The sequence below is a fragment of the Peribacillus sp. NPDC097895 genome, from assembly GCF_050277555.1.
GTDB lineage: Bacteria > Bacillota > Bacilli > Bacillales > DSM-1321 > Peribacillus.
Genome location: NZ_JBNNSH010000001.1, coordinates 2,222,150 through 2,238,406 on the forward strand (window position 1 = coordinate 2,222,150; position 16,257 = coordinate 2,238,406).

General features: G+C 40.7%; 15 protein-coding genes. 3 read left to right on the plus strand and 12 right to left on the minus strand.

The window, feature by feature from the left end; genetic code table 11:
• Positions 1-186 precede the first annotated feature (186 nt).
• Positions 187-1,095: a LysR family transcriptional regulator gene (locus ACQKMH_RS10625; protein WP_427587341.1), complete on the plus strand. Its 909-nt coding sequence runs from the start codon at positions 187-189 to the stop codon at positions 1,093-1,095.
• 306 nt (positions 1,096-1,401) lie between these two features.
• Here ACQKMH_RS10625 and ACQKMH_RS10630 read toward each other — a convergent pair whose 3' ends face one another.
• The 12 genes from ACQKMH_RS10630 to ACQKMH_RS10685 form a co-directional block, all read right to left on the minus strand.
• The gene (locus ACQKMH_RS10630) at positions 1,402-2,361 is read right to left on the minus strand and encodes a VOC family protein (RefSeq protein WP_427587343.1); all 960 of its coding nucleotides are present in this window, start codon (positions 2,359-2,361) and stop codon (positions 1,402-1,404) included.
• Between the two features lie 39 nt (positions 2,362-2,400).
• Positions 2,401-3,189, minus strand: coding sequence for an SDR family NAD(P)-dependent oxidoreductase (locus ACQKMH_RS10635; protein ID WP_427587344.1), 789 nt, complete (start codon positions 3,187-3,189; stop codon positions 2,401-2,403).
• A 41-nt stretch (positions 3,190-3,230) separates the two neighbouring features.
• Entirely contained in the window at positions 3,231-3,740 is a 510-nt protein-coding gene (locus ACQKMH_RS10640) for an aromatic-ring-hydroxylating dioxygenase subunit beta (RefSeq protein ID WP_427587345.1), read from the minus strand.
• Between the two features lie 21 nt (positions 3,741-3,761).
• On the minus strand, positions 3,762-5,063 hold the full coding sequence (locus ACQKMH_RS10645) for an aromatic ring-hydroxylating oxygenase subunit alpha (RefSeq protein ID WP_427587346.1): 1,302 nt from the start codon (positions 5,061-5,063) through the stop codon (positions 3,762-3,764).
• 39 nt (positions 5,064-5,102) lie between these two features.
• Entirely contained in the window at positions 5,103-5,888 is a 786-nt protein-coding gene (gene nadX, locus ACQKMH_RS10650; protein ID WP_427587347.1) for an aspartate dehydrogenase, read from the minus strand.
• 16 nt (positions 5,889-5,904) lie between these two features.
• Entirely contained in the window at positions 5,905-7,350 is a 1,446-nt protein-coding gene (locus ACQKMH_RS10655; protein WP_427587348.1) for an aldehyde dehydrogenase family protein, read from the minus strand.
• A gap of 13 nt (positions 7,351-7,363) precedes the next feature.
• The gene (locus ACQKMH_RS10660; RefSeq protein WP_427587349.1) at positions 7,364-9,052 is read right to left on the minus strand and encodes a thiamine pyrophosphate-binding protein; all 1,689 of its coding nucleotides are present in this window, start codon (positions 9,050-9,052) and stop codon (positions 7,364-7,366) included.
• Between the two features lie 29 nt (positions 9,053-9,081).
• The gene (locus ACQKMH_RS10665; RefSeq protein ID WP_427587350.1) at positions 9,082-9,873 is read right to left on the minus strand and encodes an SDR family oxidoreductase; all 792 of its coding nucleotides are present in this window, start codon (positions 9,871-9,873) and stop codon (positions 9,082-9,084) included.
• Positions 9,874-9,978: 105 nt separating this feature from the next.
• Positions 9,979-10,917, minus strand: a complete 939-nt coding sequence (locus ACQKMH_RS10670; RefSeq protein ID WP_427587351.1) for a VOC family protein — start codon at positions 10,915-10,917, stop codon at positions 9,979-9,981.
• Positions 10,918-11,043: 126 nt separating this feature from the next.
• A complete protein-coding gene (locus ACQKMH_RS10675) occupies positions 11,044-11,577 on the minus strand; it encodes a cupin domain-containing protein (protein WP_427587352.1) in 534 nt (177 codons plus the stop codon).
• A 280-nt stretch (positions 11,578-11,857) separates the two neighbouring features.
• Positions 11,858-12,670, minus strand: coding sequence for an IclR family transcriptional regulator (locus tag ACQKMH_RS10680; protein ID WP_427587353.1), 813 nt, complete (start codon positions 12,668-12,670; stop codon positions 11,858-11,860).
• Between the two features lie 139 nt (positions 12,671-12,809).
• Positions 12,810-13,616 carry an alpha/beta fold hydrolase gene (locus ACQKMH_RS10685; RefSeq protein WP_427587354.1) on the minus strand — a complete coding sequence of 269 codons (807 nt, stop codon included), beginning with the start codon at positions 13,614-13,616 and terminating at the stop codon, positions 12,810-12,812.
• Between the two features lie 682 nt (positions 13,617-14,298).
• Here ACQKMH_RS10685 and ACQKMH_RS10690 point away from each other — a divergent pair.
• Together ACQKMH_RS10690 and yppF are read left to right on the plus strand one after the other, a co-directional pair.
• Positions 14,299-15,588 (plus strand): MFS transporter, encoded by a 1,290-nt coding sequence (locus tag ACQKMH_RS10690; RefSeq protein ID WP_427587355.1) that lies wholly within the window; start codon positions 14,299-14,301, stop codon positions 15,586-15,588.
• A 384-nt stretch (positions 15,589-15,972) separates the two neighbouring features.
• Complete coding sequence (gene yppF / locus ACQKMH_RS10695) at positions 15,973-16,155, plus strand: YppF family protein (RefSeq protein ID WP_427587356.1); 183 nt, start codon at positions 15,973-15,975, stop codon at positions 16,153-16,155.
• The last annotated feature ends 102 nt before the right edge of the window (positions 16,156-16,257 follow it).

Genomic DNA, 16,257 nt, shown 5'->3' on the forward strand with positions numbered 1-16,257 from the left:
AGGATGGAACAACTTTTCACAGCTCGCTATAAATAAAAATAAAGTTATTAAGGGCGATTGCCTTCCCTAGTCTAGACTCTTCCTAAAATAAGTTTCTCATTAAACTTTACCTGAAGGCGCATCATTAGTAAAATATATATAATTTATTGCAACTATTAAGAATATTAATAACAAGGCGGGATTCCTATGTATTATGATGCTTTAAAAACATTTGTGACCCTTGTAGAAGTCAAAAATTTTACAAAAACAGCCGAAATGCTGCTTATGTCACAGCCAAGTGTAAGTTTACACATAAAAAAATTAGAAGAAGAATTTCAAACCAAATTATTTCTACGCTCCCCTAAATTCTTAAAAGTCACATTAACAGGAGAAATCCTGTACGATCGTGCTAAGCAAATGCTCACCATCTATGAACAGACAAGACAAGACATTTTAGAACATGATAAGTCCATCAAAGGCGAATTAAAGATAGGGGCAAGTTTTACAATAGGAGAATACATATTACCTTCATTACTCAATGACCTTCAAAAGGACTATCCGGAACTTGAGCTTCAAGTTGTAATTGGAAACACCGAAGAAATTGTTCAAGCCGTTCGGTTATACAAAGTGGATATTGGTTTAATCGAAGGTCAAACAAACGAAAAAGAGCTTTCCGTACACCCCTTTATGCAAGATGAGTTATTCGTCGTTTCTTCGAACGATCATGAGCTCGCTTGTAAACGCGAAGTAGCGATTACTGACCTACATAACCAAGCATGGGTAACCAGGGAAGTTGGATCTGGTACACGTGAATACCTTAACCACGTCATACGTTCAAATGGCTTGAAAATTAAATCGATCCTTACCATAAGCAGTAACCAAGGAATTAAAGAAACACTTATAAAAAATGGCTCAGGACTCGCTCTTCTCTCCCGAAGTGTCATTGAGAGGGATGTTCAAAATAAAATCCTTTCTATTATACAGTTGAAAAATGAGTCCTTTAACAGAACGCTTTCATACGTTTATTCTCCCATCATGGAAGACAAAAAAAATGTAAAAACATTTATACGTGAATTAAACAAAAAATGGCCTTTGAAAACAAAACTGACCGAATGAACATTACCGAAAACGCTTTCATAAATCTATTACATGTATAAGACCTAATGATGTGTATATCAAACTAAATAAATTTGTAGCACCATTTCGCAATATTTCCAAACATAGCGATTCATGGTTGGAAATATTGCATGCCATTGCCTTATACATGCTTTTTGATTCTACGGATTTCACATGTCTAGTGAATCAGCTAGTAGGAGAATGCTGAAAAATGGCTGTACGATAGTTTAACCTAACTATGTAAGTGTGATGAGTTCAGGCAATTGCAGCCAGAACACCTATTGATGGTCACACGTGAACAAGATTTTACTTTTCAAAACGTTCCAGCAGCTCAATAATCACCTTATAGGTCGATGTTGTATCCATATAGGCATATCTTCCTTTTCCGTTAAAAAAGTTCCCTGTCTGTATGACCGGATAGCCCATTTCTTCTAATATCTTCATTTTAGCCTCCATGTCTTTAACGACAAAAGAGATATGGTGAACACCCTCACCATATGTTTCAAGATGATCTTTCCACGTACTAGGTGATTCGCCCGGCTCGATCAATTCAATCTGAATGAACGGAGTATCGATGAACATATATTTTGCTTTTCCTTCGGTGGGCTTCCCTTTGTAAATCACATTTGTAATTTCGGTTGATCCAGAATGAATGATGGGAGGTTTTTCAATACCCAACAACTTACAATATGCATCTGCAGCCGCATCCAAGTCTTTTACAACGAACGCAAGCTGTTCCACTTTGTTAGTCCCTAATAACGGCTGAACGCTTGCATCTTCTGGTTTTTCCCATGCCGTTTTTCTTGGCTCATCACTTTCAAGCAGTTCAACTAACGTTTTGTGATCATCTAGTGTATCCACATATACATACCGGCCGTCACTCGAAGTGAATTCACCCGTTTGCAAAGTTGGGTATCCACTTTTTCCCATGATAGGCAACCTCTTTTGGATGGAGTCTACATCAAAAGCAACATGGTGGATCCCTTCACCTACTTCATCCAGGAACTCACGCATCGTTCCTGGATTTTTATCGGGTTCTACTAGTTCAAATTGGACGGTTGGTGTATTTAGAAAAGCCAGTTTAGATCTTGACTCCGTTGGTACACCTCTAAAGGTCACTTTCGATACTGTACTATCACCCGTTAGAAATGGATCTGTCATCTTAATGCCGAGCAATTTTGTAAAAGCTAGATTAGCAGCTTCAATATCTTTTACAACGAATGCTAATTGATTTATATTCCTATTGCCCAAAAGTGGTTCAGTCATATTTATAAACCTTCTTTCTAAGTCTATTTAGGTATAAAATCAACCAAGTCCACGAACTGACAAACCACCATCACTGGAAATGACTTCGCCAGTAATTGCACGCGCTTCGTCCGAAGCTAGGAGGACATAAGCACCAACATGATCTTCGGGCATCTGGGCAAGCTGAAGTGGGTTTCTTTTCTTTATGCTGCTGGCCTTCGTCTCATTATCCACGATTTTTACAAATGGTCTTAGAGGAGGTATGACCGATAATGCTGTCAGTGTTCCTCCAGGTGCTACAGCATTAACGCGAATATTCGGTGCGAGTTCGAACGCTAGTTGCCGCATCAAACCGATTTGAGCATGCTTGCTGGCTGTGTACCATACGCCGCCTCCATCAGGATAGAAACTTGCACCAGATACGGTGAAAATAATATTCCCATTCGTTTTTTGCAGTTCTTCAAGAGCTGCTTTCGCACCGAAGAATGAACCTTTAACATTAATATTGAGCAGAAAATCATATGCTTCGGAAAGTGCATCGGGAGTTACATCGGAAAATTTTGCAAATCCATCGAAGACTCCTGCATTAGCAATGAAAACATCTAGCTTTCCAAATTGCTCGACAGTGGCTTGTACAGCCTTTTCATTGTCTTCGTATTTGCTTACATCTCCTTGGTTAATGAGAATCTCTTCTCCAAATTCTTCTTTCATTTTCTTTAACGTTTCCAAAGAGCGGCCAATGATGCTGACTTTTGCCCCTTCCTGAATAAAACGTCGAGTGACAGCTTCCCCTATACCCGAATTGCCTCCGGTAATCAACACCACTTTATCCTTTAACCCCGTTGCCATTATAACCAACCTCCATATGATCTTTTATGTGCTAGTCAATATTATACGAAGATAGCAAGATTCCTAGTATTTATCGTTGATTGGTCAACAATGAATACCCGTTTGGAAAGTTTCCATTTACCATCTTCAAATATGAATTCATCATTTCTTTCCCCCGAAATCAAATCGTGTTGAATATCGGTGCTGCGGCTTCGATAGATAAGCAGATAGCTCTTCACGATTGCCTTTTCCCCTTCAATGTAGTCTTTAACGCTCACGTTAGACACAAAACGCCGTGTTCTTGATGGCGGGATTTCGGCCCATGCATAATCCGTTTTCAATCGATCCACACGCAGCCTCAACAGCTCGATATCATCGTTAAAGGTGAACATGTCTGTCGAATAATCCGGACGTTCCACACCTTCTTTATTAACTCGCACAGGCATTTGATAGCGCAAGCTAGAGTGCATTAAATCGAACCAACCATCAAATTCAATATCATCCAGTAATTCTGCTTCATCATACAACCACTGTTCAAATTCACATTTAATCAGCATTTTTTCCACGTTCATTTCCTTTCCTCCTCCCGTATATCATTTCGTCATCAATTCCATCCAGTATTTGTAAAAATTACGTTGGCTCGCTTCTGTGAATTTATCATCGTAAGCAATACCCGGCCCTATAAAATCAACAGGTTCACGATGAAGACCCATAGTATAATTATAGGTTAAATTCTTTATAAAAGGCATTGGGCCTTGGGCTGCTTCAGTAATGTCCGTAAATACCTCCGTATCATCCTGTTCAAAAATACCGGATGGGCTAAAGGTCAAGATAAACGAATCTCTTGACCGGTCTTTCCAATCTTGAGAGGCGTTCTTTTCCACAAGCATCCAAGCAATCACTTCCATTTTATTGTGACCAATTGGGCGCCACATTCTAATGGAAGTGTTAGAGATAAACTGTTCTTTGATTTTTGTATGAGAAATTAAGAATGACAAGTTCGGGAAAACGTTTCCAATCATATTCTTTAAGTTTGATAACACTTCATACTGTTCTTCAGACAAATTACTTTTAAATTCTTCTTTCAATTCTTCCGGGAATGCGAAGTCGGGATTCGGTGTCCCTAAATTTAATCCATGGCCGTTATCCATATGGATTTGAAAACCACGCTTCGAATAGGTTGCGTTGGGTACCATGCCCAGTTTTGCAATGGAACCATGTGTGACCATCGTGTGATAGGAATCACCAACAAAGTTATCCGAACCCACTTTCCAGTTGGAATTGACAATGAATCTTTGAGGGACCCCGATCACTTCCATTTCAGCGCGCCCTACGAGTAAATCCAAATACCATTTTATATCGCCAAGAAAATCTTCAAGCGGCTCTGCTTCTTCGTTCCAAGTTCCAAATAAAAGACCTTTATAGGATTCCAGTTTCACTTTGTGAAGACCCATTTCTGAACGGTCAAGCGTACCTCCATAAATATCCTTTTGCAGGGGCACCCCCACGAGCTCCCCTGTGTTTTTAAAATTAAAACCATGATAAGGACATGTAAATAAAGATTTGTTCCCCTTATCTGCACGACATAGCTTCATTCCACGATGTGTGCACATATTGTAAAATGCGCGGATTTCCCCTTCACCATCACGCGTGATGATGAGCGAGTAGCCAGCAAGTTCGCGGGTCATGAAGTCACCTTTGTTGGGAACTTCAGATTCATGGCCGACAAAGACCCATGTTTTCAAAAACACTTTTACATGTTCGATATCGTATACCTTTTGATCTCCCAGGAGGTATGCAGGTATGACGCCTTCCTCTGGTTTAACCGTTTCGTTCAAATAGTTAACAACTTGCTGTTTAGACATTTCTTCTAATGATTTATCTGTTTTAAGCATATTTTTTCCTCCCCCTTCATTAGCTTGATCTATCATTCATTACCCGATTTGAAGGCACTTTTCCTTGTTTTGCAGCGTAGCCAAAACACTTAACGCGGCTAGATAACTCGTTTTTGGATTATTTGGCATCGGATCATTTTCCACTTCAAGCCTGAATTTCCCGAACGAACCTGACGCTTCAATTAGGTGAATGTTTTTCGTCACATTTGGATCGGCAATGATTTTCACTTTCGTCTTTTCAGGTCCAAGGCCAGCCAAAGACAGCACAATCGCCACATTAATATTTCTCGGAAACTGCTTGATCGCTTCTGAAGCCGTTCCTTGGAATAAAACCGTTTCTTCTACCAATGACGAACCTGGTGGCAATGCGTTGGGAGGCTTTCTCGTGGTAATGCAAACGGATTCAAGTCCATCCACAGCTTTTGCCGATTTAAGTACATCAAGACCTCCGATCGCACCAGACGGTAGGTAAATATTAACGTTATTATTTCTGCAAATATTGTTTGATTCTTCTGCAAAGCCAGCATCCGCCATCACTCCTATGCTGCTTAGCAAAAGATCTTTTCCGCTTTTAAGAACGGTCATTGCATACTCTTCTGCAGCTTCAATCGTGGCTGCTTCTATGACTACATCCACATCCGATTTAAGAAGTGCGTCGACATCCCTATAGGACTGTGTACTAAATTCCTCAGCTAGTTGGGCTGCGATTTCTTCACGGCGTGCATAAATCGAAACGATTTTCCCACCTGGAAGAAGTCCGTCATTATTTATTGCCTGAAGCAGGAATTTCCCGATGTTCCCGCATCCGATTAAGCCTAATTTCATGAAGTTTCATCCTTTCTCAATCAGCAAACCCGAATGAATCTGCAAAGAATTCCAACCCACAGTGTCTTGTTTCCCGGGAAACACCACTTTCCTTTAAACCAGGGAAATCCAGAGCCAAGTCGCTGAAAACGGTATGATTATTATGGAAAACCGCACCAGCTTCAAGGCGATCTGCCATTTCGATAGCAATATCTTCATTCTCTGTCCAAATAGATGCACGCAGGGCAAACTCACTATCATTCGCTAATTTTACAGCTTCATCAATATCATTGAAAGGTAAAATTGGAATGATGGGTCCGAATTGTTCGACCCGAACCACTTCACTTTGCTGATTGACACCTGTAATAATAGAAGGAAGCATATAGTAACCTTTATCCCAAGTTTCTGGATTTAGTTGAATGCCAGCAGTGATTATGTTTCCGCCTGAATGAACCGTTCTTTCAATCAAGCCATTCACGTAGTCATACTGTGCTTTATTATTCAATGGACCCATTGTTACATCAGGCTGAATGCCATCACCAACAACCACCCGATTAAATTCTTTAGTCAGCTTTTCAACAACCTCATCAAAACGTGATTCTTGGACGTACACTCGTTTAACCGCAGAACACACTTGACCTGCGGCTCGTAAAATCCCCATCCTCAAACGTTTGATTGCCGCTTCATCCAAATTGGCGTCCTCCATGATGATAGCAGGATCATTGCCGCCAAGTTCCATATATACTTTTTGTAGATTTCCAGCTGACTTCTTCATTATATCTTTTCCGGTTTCTGTACTCCCGACAAATGCCACTGTCCGGACGCGGGAATCCGAGCAAAGTTTGTCACCGATAGCTTTTCCTGATCCTGACACTATATTGATGACTCCAGGAGGAAAGTGTTCCGCTACTACTTTCAAACAAGTCATAATCGTTAATGGGCAATTCGTGGCAGGTTTTACTACAACAGCATTGCCTGCTAAAACAGCAGGTATGACCCGTTTAAATGTTAATATCATTGGAGAATTCCACGGTGTGATAATTGCCGTGACTCCTCTTGCCCTTCTTCTGATTTGGACTTTTTGTTTTCCTGGAAGCACTTCTGGTTTCCACCAATCAAGTAACTCTGTCGCACTGCCCTTCATGACTTCAACACAGCGTAATAAATCCTTCTTAGCCTCAACAAGACTTTTCCCATTTTCCCGGACAAACATGGTTACATTTTCTTCAATTACTTTTGATAATTCTGCTGCCGCTGCATTCATTCGACTAGCCCGATCACATATATCCGTTCGCGACCATGTTCTAAAAGCCTTTTCAGCCGCTTCAATAGCATCATTGACGATTTCCTCAGAACATTTTGCCACCTGGCCAACCACTTCCGATGTGTTTGCAGGATTGCTCACATCAGCTTTTTCTGCACTTTCCATCCATTCTCCATCAACAAGGTATTTTCCTGAAACAAATGGGTACGTCGAAATCATTCAAATTCCTCCATTATAATTTTTTGGGCTTGAAAGCTTCCGCAGCTCCTGGAGGTCCTCCAAATGGCTTGGCCATCGGTCCCACAGCTTCCATATCAACAACGATCATTGAAGGCTTACGTCTTTCTTTCGCCCTTTTCAATTCGGATACGAATTCATCTCCAGACCCAATCCTGACAGCATTAAAGTGCATGGATTCTGCCAGTTTTACAAAATCGGGACTCAATAAATCCACGGCTACCTGTCGCCCATACGCGGCTGTTTGAATATTGCGAAGAACCCCATAGCCTGAATCATCAAACAATACGATGATAACTGGTAAGTTTTCTTCAGCTGCCGTTACCATTTCCCCGACATTCACCATAAACCCACCGTCTCCAGCCATCAGAACCACGGTTTTATCCGGACACCCCATTTGGGCACCAATTGCTGTCGGAAGACCTTGACCAATTCCGCCCCCTGATGCATGAATGGAGGTTCTCGGCTCATGGATTTCAAATAAACGGCTGCCCCAAACGTTTGCCTGTACAGTTACGTCTCGAACTAATATCGTATCTAACGGTAATATCTCTCTCATGCCATCTACAAATTGCTCATAAGGACCTAACGTTTCTCGAAGTTGAGCGCGCACTTCATTTCTAAGCGAACGGACCTCTTCTAAATAAGAAAGTTCCGCTTGTACTGAATTTTCTTCAAGCTTCTGATTAATGGCAGCAAGCATATCTTTTGCATCGCCAACCAAACCTAGCGTTGCTTTATAGTTTCGGTTAATCGCCTGCAAATCCGCATCGATCGCTATATGTTCTTCAGGCACCGGCACCTTCCAATTGGACGTTTCATTTCCTCTAAATCGGACGCCTACGCTAATCAATAAATCCGCATTCCTTAAAAACTCTTTTGTTGGCTCATAAGCCGCAAAATGTCCTATGCATTGTTCATGGTTTTCCGGTATCGAACCTTTTCCAGATTGACTGGTTATTACTGCTGCACCCAGGATCTCCGCCAATTTTCGCAACTCTTGCGTGGCATTGGCACTGATGACCCCACCTCCGGCCCATATCACGGGACGGCGTGCTGCAACTATTTTTTGTACGGCTTGTTCAGGAATGAATGCATTTGACTTTATTTCAACCGATGATTCCCGTACCCCATCGAGCGAAAGATCTTCTATGATAGCCGATTGGTAGTCAATAGGAATCTCCAATGTAACCGGTCCCGTCGGCGCAGTCAATGCTTCAGTTATCGCCTTCCTTACAACTGCAGCAGTTTGGGCAGGATTTCTAAGCCTTACAGCATTTTTACAAGCACCACTCATCATAGAAAGCTGGTCTTTACATTCATGTATGTATCCTCTGCCCGTTCCAAGATAAGAAGAAGCAACTTCCCCTGTAAGATGTAGAAGAGGGACGCCAGCGGCCCAAGCTTCCACTAATGAACCAGCCGCGTTTCCCGCCCCTGTTCCAGTACTGGTAATCACTACACCTAATTTACCAGTAGCGCGGGCATATCCATCGGCCATATTGACTGCACCGCTCTCTCCGCGGGAACAAATGAGTTTAATGCTTCCTTCTCTAAGAATCGCATCATAGATAGGCATATTATGAATACTGACAATCCCAAAAGCAGCTTCCACTCCTGCAAGAACTAGCTCCTTTACGATGGAATCGGCAGTCGTGAACTCTATTTTTTCTTGTATTTTCATCGCGTTATCCTACCTTTTTTATAATATGATTATAATGCCTTACCGATCGCTCCTGCCGTTTCAATTGTCGAACCCGCTACATAACTTGCTTTGTCTGAAGCAAGAAAAACAATGACACTGGCGACTTCTTCCGCTTCGCCTACACGACCGAGTGGAATATTCCGTTTCTTCGCAAGATCACCGTAGTATTCTTCCGGATCCATATCCGGTGCATTTTTCAATCTTCTACGCTCCCATTGATCAGTCCGGATCAATCCAAGACTCACGGAATTCACTAGTATATTGTCAAAGGCTAGTTCCTGGGACAGCGTTTTGCTTAAATTCAAGAGACCAGCGCGTGCTGCTGCAGTCGCTACCATGTGACGTTCCGGTTCTTTAGCAAGTGTTGCATTAATATTAATGATCCGACCGCCTCCCCTTTTCACTAAATGAGGGTGCGCAGCACGAACCGCATATATGATGGCAAAAAACTTTAATTGAATTTGTTCATCCCACTGGTCATCCGTAATGTCAAAAAAGTAACCCATCACGCTTTGACCGGCTGCATTCACCAATATATCGATCCCGCCGAACCTTTCAGCCGTCCCATTAATGAAAGAATCCACATCCGATTTTGAGGTGACATCACAAGTTGATGCAAAAATATCTGCCTTATCACCAAATGTGAGCAATTGACTTTGAGCATTTTCCATACGCTCGCTGCTTCTGCCGCATATAGCCACTTTCGCTCCCTCAGCTAAAAACATTTCTGCTGTTTTTAAGCCCACGCCCGACGTGCCACCCATAATGACAGCCACTTTTCCTTTCAATCCTAAATCCATTCTCATCACTCCTTTTCAAAGCCATTTTCCTTAAACGCTGTCCCTTAATAGTAAAAAAAGGTAACTTTCACGCGCATGGGAAATGGGGGATAATGTAACTTCTCCTCATTTTTCCGCCAAGACTGAATCCTCTATATCAGCATCCACCCAGCCCGGATCAGGATCTCCTCCCATAGCTTTGCGTGCTTCGGGCTTCGGAGGCCCAGCAATACCCCATTGATCCATTAAATGCGGTACCCGTTTCCATACACGCGCTCTCCATTCTGATTCATCTTCAATCGTTTCCAAATAGCATGTATACTCCATAACGAAACCGCCTGGATCCTGAAAATAACAGAAAATATTGTCTCCAGGACCATGACGCCCAGGTCCCCAAAGTTCTGACAGCCCCGCTTTTCGAACATTGCTTATGCCGCGCATCAGTTCATCCACGGAATCGACTTCGTAAGCAATATGATTGACGGAGGCATGTACATCTTGGTTAAAGGCAATGGAATGATGCTTCCTATTGCACCTCAGAAAAGACATTTGATGCTCGCTCCAATCAGTCACTTTAAAACCAAGTACATCTGTATAAAACTCAACGATCATATCTAAGTTTTTTGTGTTCATGACAACATGATTCAGTTTCACTGGATCTACATTTTTATTGTTCCAAATGGATGTTTGAACCTCCACCCAAGCTGAAAGCTCAATCACTCGGTTTTCTGGATCGATGAACCTCAGGCCATAACCAGCACCTGCTTCCTCCAAATATCCAGGTTGTTTAATAATTCGAACTCCCTTTGATTGCAATAACTCAGCTGCACGGTCCACTGCGTTTTTATCGACCATGCCGAAAGATATATGGTGCAACCCACGTTTTTCTCCATTATGAAGGCTTAAAATATGATGTTCCGGTCCAGCGCCGCGAAAATAAACGGTATTCTCTTCTTCTGGAACATCCACTCTATCCAGACCCCAAACCTTTTCATAAAACTCTGCTTGCTTGTCAAAATTCGGCGTAATCAAACCAATATGTCGTAAATGAGTAATTCCAAGCATCTTTTTTATACCTCCCATAAAATAGATTGCTTTTTTGATAGGTTGCATGGACCACATTTAACAATCTAATCGAAAAGGGCGCCTCATTAATTTTCATAATGCAGGTGCCCCTCTTTGGATAAATGATCAGTCTTTAATGATGGCTTCTCTTTCTTTGGAGCGTTGCATACGTAGTTCTTCCAGCGCGCTTCCTTCAGGATATGTTGGCAGGTTAGGCTTCACGGCCCCAAGCATTACAAGCATGCGCGCCTCGACATCCCCGTCATTCCTAATTCCCCGATACACTCCAGGCGGGCTGCTGATGCAGTCTCTTGCACTTAGTTTGATCTCATGCACTTCGCTATAGCTATCTTCTTGAATCAAAGCCGTAACTTCACCCTCAAGAATGAAAAACACTTCTTCTACATCATCGTGAAGGTGTAAAGGTCCGATACATCCCGGCGGAAGCACCATCGTACTGAGTGTAAAATGCTCACCAGCAATTACATTCGTATCATTATTCGCCGTGGCCCCACGTCCGATATATCTCATCTGTGCACGTTTATAAGCTGGATCGATTTCTTCTTGGAATTTCAAGACGTTCCAATCAAGTGTACGGTCTTTCAATCTAGCAACATGTTTTTTTTCAAAGTCTTTCACTGAAAAAGTTTCTTTTGTCATTTTAAAAATCCTCCCTTATTGGTTGTTTCTAACTTGCATTGTGTTTCATTAGCGAAACATTGTTTTATCTATGAATTAATTCTAAAATGAAACCCTTACATTGTCAATGAATTTTTAGAATATTTAAAACTATTTTTATAATCCGAACAATCCACTCTCTTGGATTAACTTGAAACATCTCAACCGAATAGTTCATTTCCTAAACGACAAAAAAAGTGTGAATACCCTATAAGGGTATCCACACTTTCAAAATTTCATTTTTCATATTGACACTCAATCATTATAAGAAATCTTCATGTTGAAACGGCTTAGCTCCACTATATCCCATATAAACGGATAACTGACGAGATACCTCCAACAGTTTCGGCAAGGCGATTTTATCGATGAAATCTTCCTGGTAAGCCGACTCTGTTGCCACGACATTCAAGGCAGCTAATACTTTTCCAGCCCGGTCAAAAATTGGAGCGGCAACGGAACGGATCCCTGGGTGAAATTCCCCGCTTGTCATTGAATAACCATTTTCCCGAATGGATTCCAACTGTTTTTGAAACTCACCCGGCGTGGTAAGGGTTTTATCTGTATATGGAGTGAGGTTTGAGATTTTGAACATTTGCATAAGCATTTCTTTCGGCTGATAAGCCAAAAGTAATTTCCCATTGGCCAACGCATGTGCTGGCAGTCGTAAACCTATGTTTACATTGACGGCGGATACCCCTCTGATAGGGGCACTTCCTACATACACAACTTCCTGCCCATCCAAAATGGACAGATGGCAGGAGGCTCCGATTTCATCACGAAGGGCCTCCATATAAGGCTGGACTATTTCCTGGAATTTCAAGCTATACAAATAACTGAAACCCAATTCAAGGACTTTAGGGGTTAAACTATAACGTTTTGTATGTTCATCCTGTGACAGATATCCAATATTTTGTAATGTAAATAATAATCGATAGGGTACTGTTCTGCTTACTCCCAGTTGTTTTGCAATTTCTGAAAGCGATAAACTCGGTTGTAGTTCATTAAAGAGCTTAATGATTTCCAATCCTCTTACCAATGAATTCGCACTGTATTTCTCTTTTTCTTCGCTTGCCATTCAAGTATTCCTCCCGTTGTAAAAAAACTATTCAGTTAAGCTGACTGTATCAAAATTGACACCTTGAAAGAAAAAAACTGCAGTATATGTACAACTTAGCCTGTAAGTTACTTAGTAAATGTTTTGTATCTTGCTTGCTTCATTTTTGGCCAATCTGTTGTCTCTGTAAAAACTGTGTAACCAATTCATTGAACACCCTTGGATCCTCCTGATAGCATAAATGGCCGGCATTCGGTACGATGACAAATTCGGAATTCGAAATCAAGTCATGAAAAATTCTTGATTCACTCACAGGTGTGACCTGATCCAGTTCACCACACATCACCAATGTCGGAACAGTAATGGAAGAAAGGATATTCATTTGGTTTAAATTTGATAAAGAGTAAGAGACAGAACGATATCCAGCAGGACGCACTTGCGACATGATGCGCTCAGCTTCCTTCACCACCTCTGCAGAAGCATTTGGCGACACTAGCGCTTTCACTCTTTTTTTTGCAAGTTCACTTGGTTTTAACGTATCGATGGACTGTAATCTATTCTGAAGTTTTCGCTTATTTTCTTCTGGGCTAACACCAGCTGCCCCACGTGTCGCATCGGAAATGATCAAGGCATCAACCATTTCCGGAAAACGGCTTGTAAAATCAATAGCGATTGCCGAGCCCATCGAATGACCGAGCAGGTAAACGGATTGCAAATCAAGACTATCAAGAAATTCTTTCAAAACATCCGCAAACTGTGAAAATTCGTGAAATTCTGCTTTAGGATCGGAGCTTTCCCCGTACCCTGGTGCGTCCCAAGCAATTACTCTAAATTCTTCATTCATCTGACTGAGCTGTTGACTCCATGATTGAGAATTATTCCCTAAACCATGCAGGATAACGAGAGCTTTACCTTCTCCCGATTCCCGATAGTGTATCGAGCATTCTTTTAATTGACTAATTGGCATCCTTTCCAACCTCACAATCCTTTTCTCTTCATGGATAAATAGTTTATGTGTTTATTAATTAAATCATATTTACATATATAAAACTATTCGAACGGTCCACCTTCATTGACGTACCGATAGAATTGATCACCCCATATGCAAATAAAAAATAAAAAAGATCACTCATATGGTCCGTCATTTACACCTTGTAATTTTCCATAATAAGTATTTCACATATAAAACATTATACCTGAATTATAGATTTTTCTGATTTTAAATTCAATATCAATAAGTCGGAATTTTTAATAATTTAATATGAATTATTTTTTTTTACACAAAAAATCAAATCTTGATTAGGTCCTTCATCTGATTCTCCAAAAAGATTTCTGCATACAGGATACAATGAAAAATGATTCATCATCGTTTATTATTCTAAATATAAAAAATTATCAAAATATTAAATTGACAATCAAATCTATTTATTTTATCGTTAATAAAGTAAAACTATGTTTTCCTAGCAAAACACTACTCATGCATATTCATTTGTCATTTTTTTGAAGAAAGGTGGGATATTGTTCCTTAAAGTGAATTCATCAATAGTAGTTTTCTTTATTTTAAGTGGGTAAACCGAAATTACTTATTTTCACTGGTGAGTGTTAAGTGTGTTTTAAGTAATGCTAACAATTGACAAGGAGATGGTATTATGTTAAATGGGCAAAAAAGATGGTTGTATATTGCCGTTCCCATTTTTTTCTTTTGGTTTTTCGGACAAATTGATAAGGTTGGCATTTCCATCATTCAAACTGATCCAGAATTCTTGAACGCACTCGGTATAACAGGCGATGACAAAAATGCAAAAATTGGTCTTCTTTCATTTGTTTTCACCATAGCTTATGGAGTGTCCAATCTTTTTTGGGGCTTCATCATCGATAAATTAGGTGCTCGAAAAACAGCCATCGCCGGTTTATTCGTCTGGACAATTACCATGATTACGTCTGGCCTGGCAAATTCATATGAAGTGTTTTTATTAAGCAGGATCATTCTTGGTTTTGGTGAAGGGATGATGATCCCTGTATCCGGGAAATTCATATCCAACTGGTTTAATAAACGCGAATTAGGTAAGGCCCAGGCATCATGGCTTACCGGAAACTATTTAGGTCCGGCGATTGGAGCCGTTTTATTAGTTCTCGTAATATCTTTACTCCACTGGCAAGCCGCTTTCTTTATGCTTGCAGCCTTCAACTTATTTATTAATATCCCTATGTTCATCTTCATGACTAGAAATACACCTGAAGAGCACCCCCGAATCAGTAAGGAAGAATTGGCATTCATTCGCCAAACATATGACCAAGAGAATGAAAGCAATGCTTCTGAGAATAAAAGCTTCGCTCAGGATTATCGTTTCTGGATAGTCTGGTTCGGCATGCTCGTATGTTCATTCCTTTTTTTCGGCATCAGCATTTGGCTCCCTACCTATCTTATTGAAGCGAAAGGGTTTGAAAAGGAAGGGATGTCAAGCATTACTTCCCTGTCTTGGTTATTTGCTTTAGGATTTGTCGTGGCATGCGGTTATCTCGCCGACAAAACGAGGCGTCCGAGTTTGATGGCCTCGATTCTATTTTCATTGACAGCTGTCTTTTTAACAGTAGCAGTCTTCATCCCCAATCCTATTATGGCCGGGGTATGTATGGGACTGGCAATGGGATGTCAAGGCGGTGTATTCCACCTAAGTAATATGCTCATGGTAAAATACTCAACACCCGAAACGGCCGGACGGGCTGCGGGTCTGTTAGGATTCACGAATATCATGGGCGGCTTTTCCAGCTATATTATGGGCTGGCTTCGCGACTTATCTGGAGGGGACTTCAGTACATCGATTGCCATGCTGATTTTCGCATCCATCTTAGGTTTAGGAGCATATATATTCTCCATAAAAAAAGAAGCGGCAGAACTATCTTTATCGCCTTTGCCTGAACAAAAAATCCAAGTATGAAGTGAGATTGTAGGCTCCATGTAAAATCAGTGTGAACATGGGTTTATATCATTGTTAGAATTTTCAGCCCTTGAATTCTCAGGGGCTTTTTCACCTTCTTTTGGATAAAGATTAACGTTTATAACCATTTTTCCATCAGCCCCCCATTCATTCGATCATCTTGAAAACATCAAGCAGGTTAATTAAAGGGATATGCAGAGTAAAAAGAGCTCATCCCTATCGGTATACCTCTTTTCTCATTCGCCGAAAATAGTTTGTCCCCCTCAAACCATTTCTTTATTTGTATAAAAATGTCGATAGTTAAAATATTCAAAAAATGATAATTACTTGAATACCCGTGTTATATTGTTAATGAAAAAAATACTAGTCAAGTAAGGTGAGTGTGTGACTATAGAAGTTTTAATACTCCATTATATCCAGGAAAAACGTCAAAAGCCTAATCATGCCAATGAATTGTTGGATTATATTCAGAAAGAATATGTAAACGGAAAGCTGTCAATCCTTCAATATAAAAGTCTCTGTCAGGACTTATATCTTCGAGGTGCTAAACAAACATATTCTGGATAATACTTAATACCCCTGTAATGGGGCTACCACTTCGAGAAAATTTGTTACTGGCCAGTTGCATCGGACTGTTATAGATATTCAATCCTTTTCATTTACTAGCAA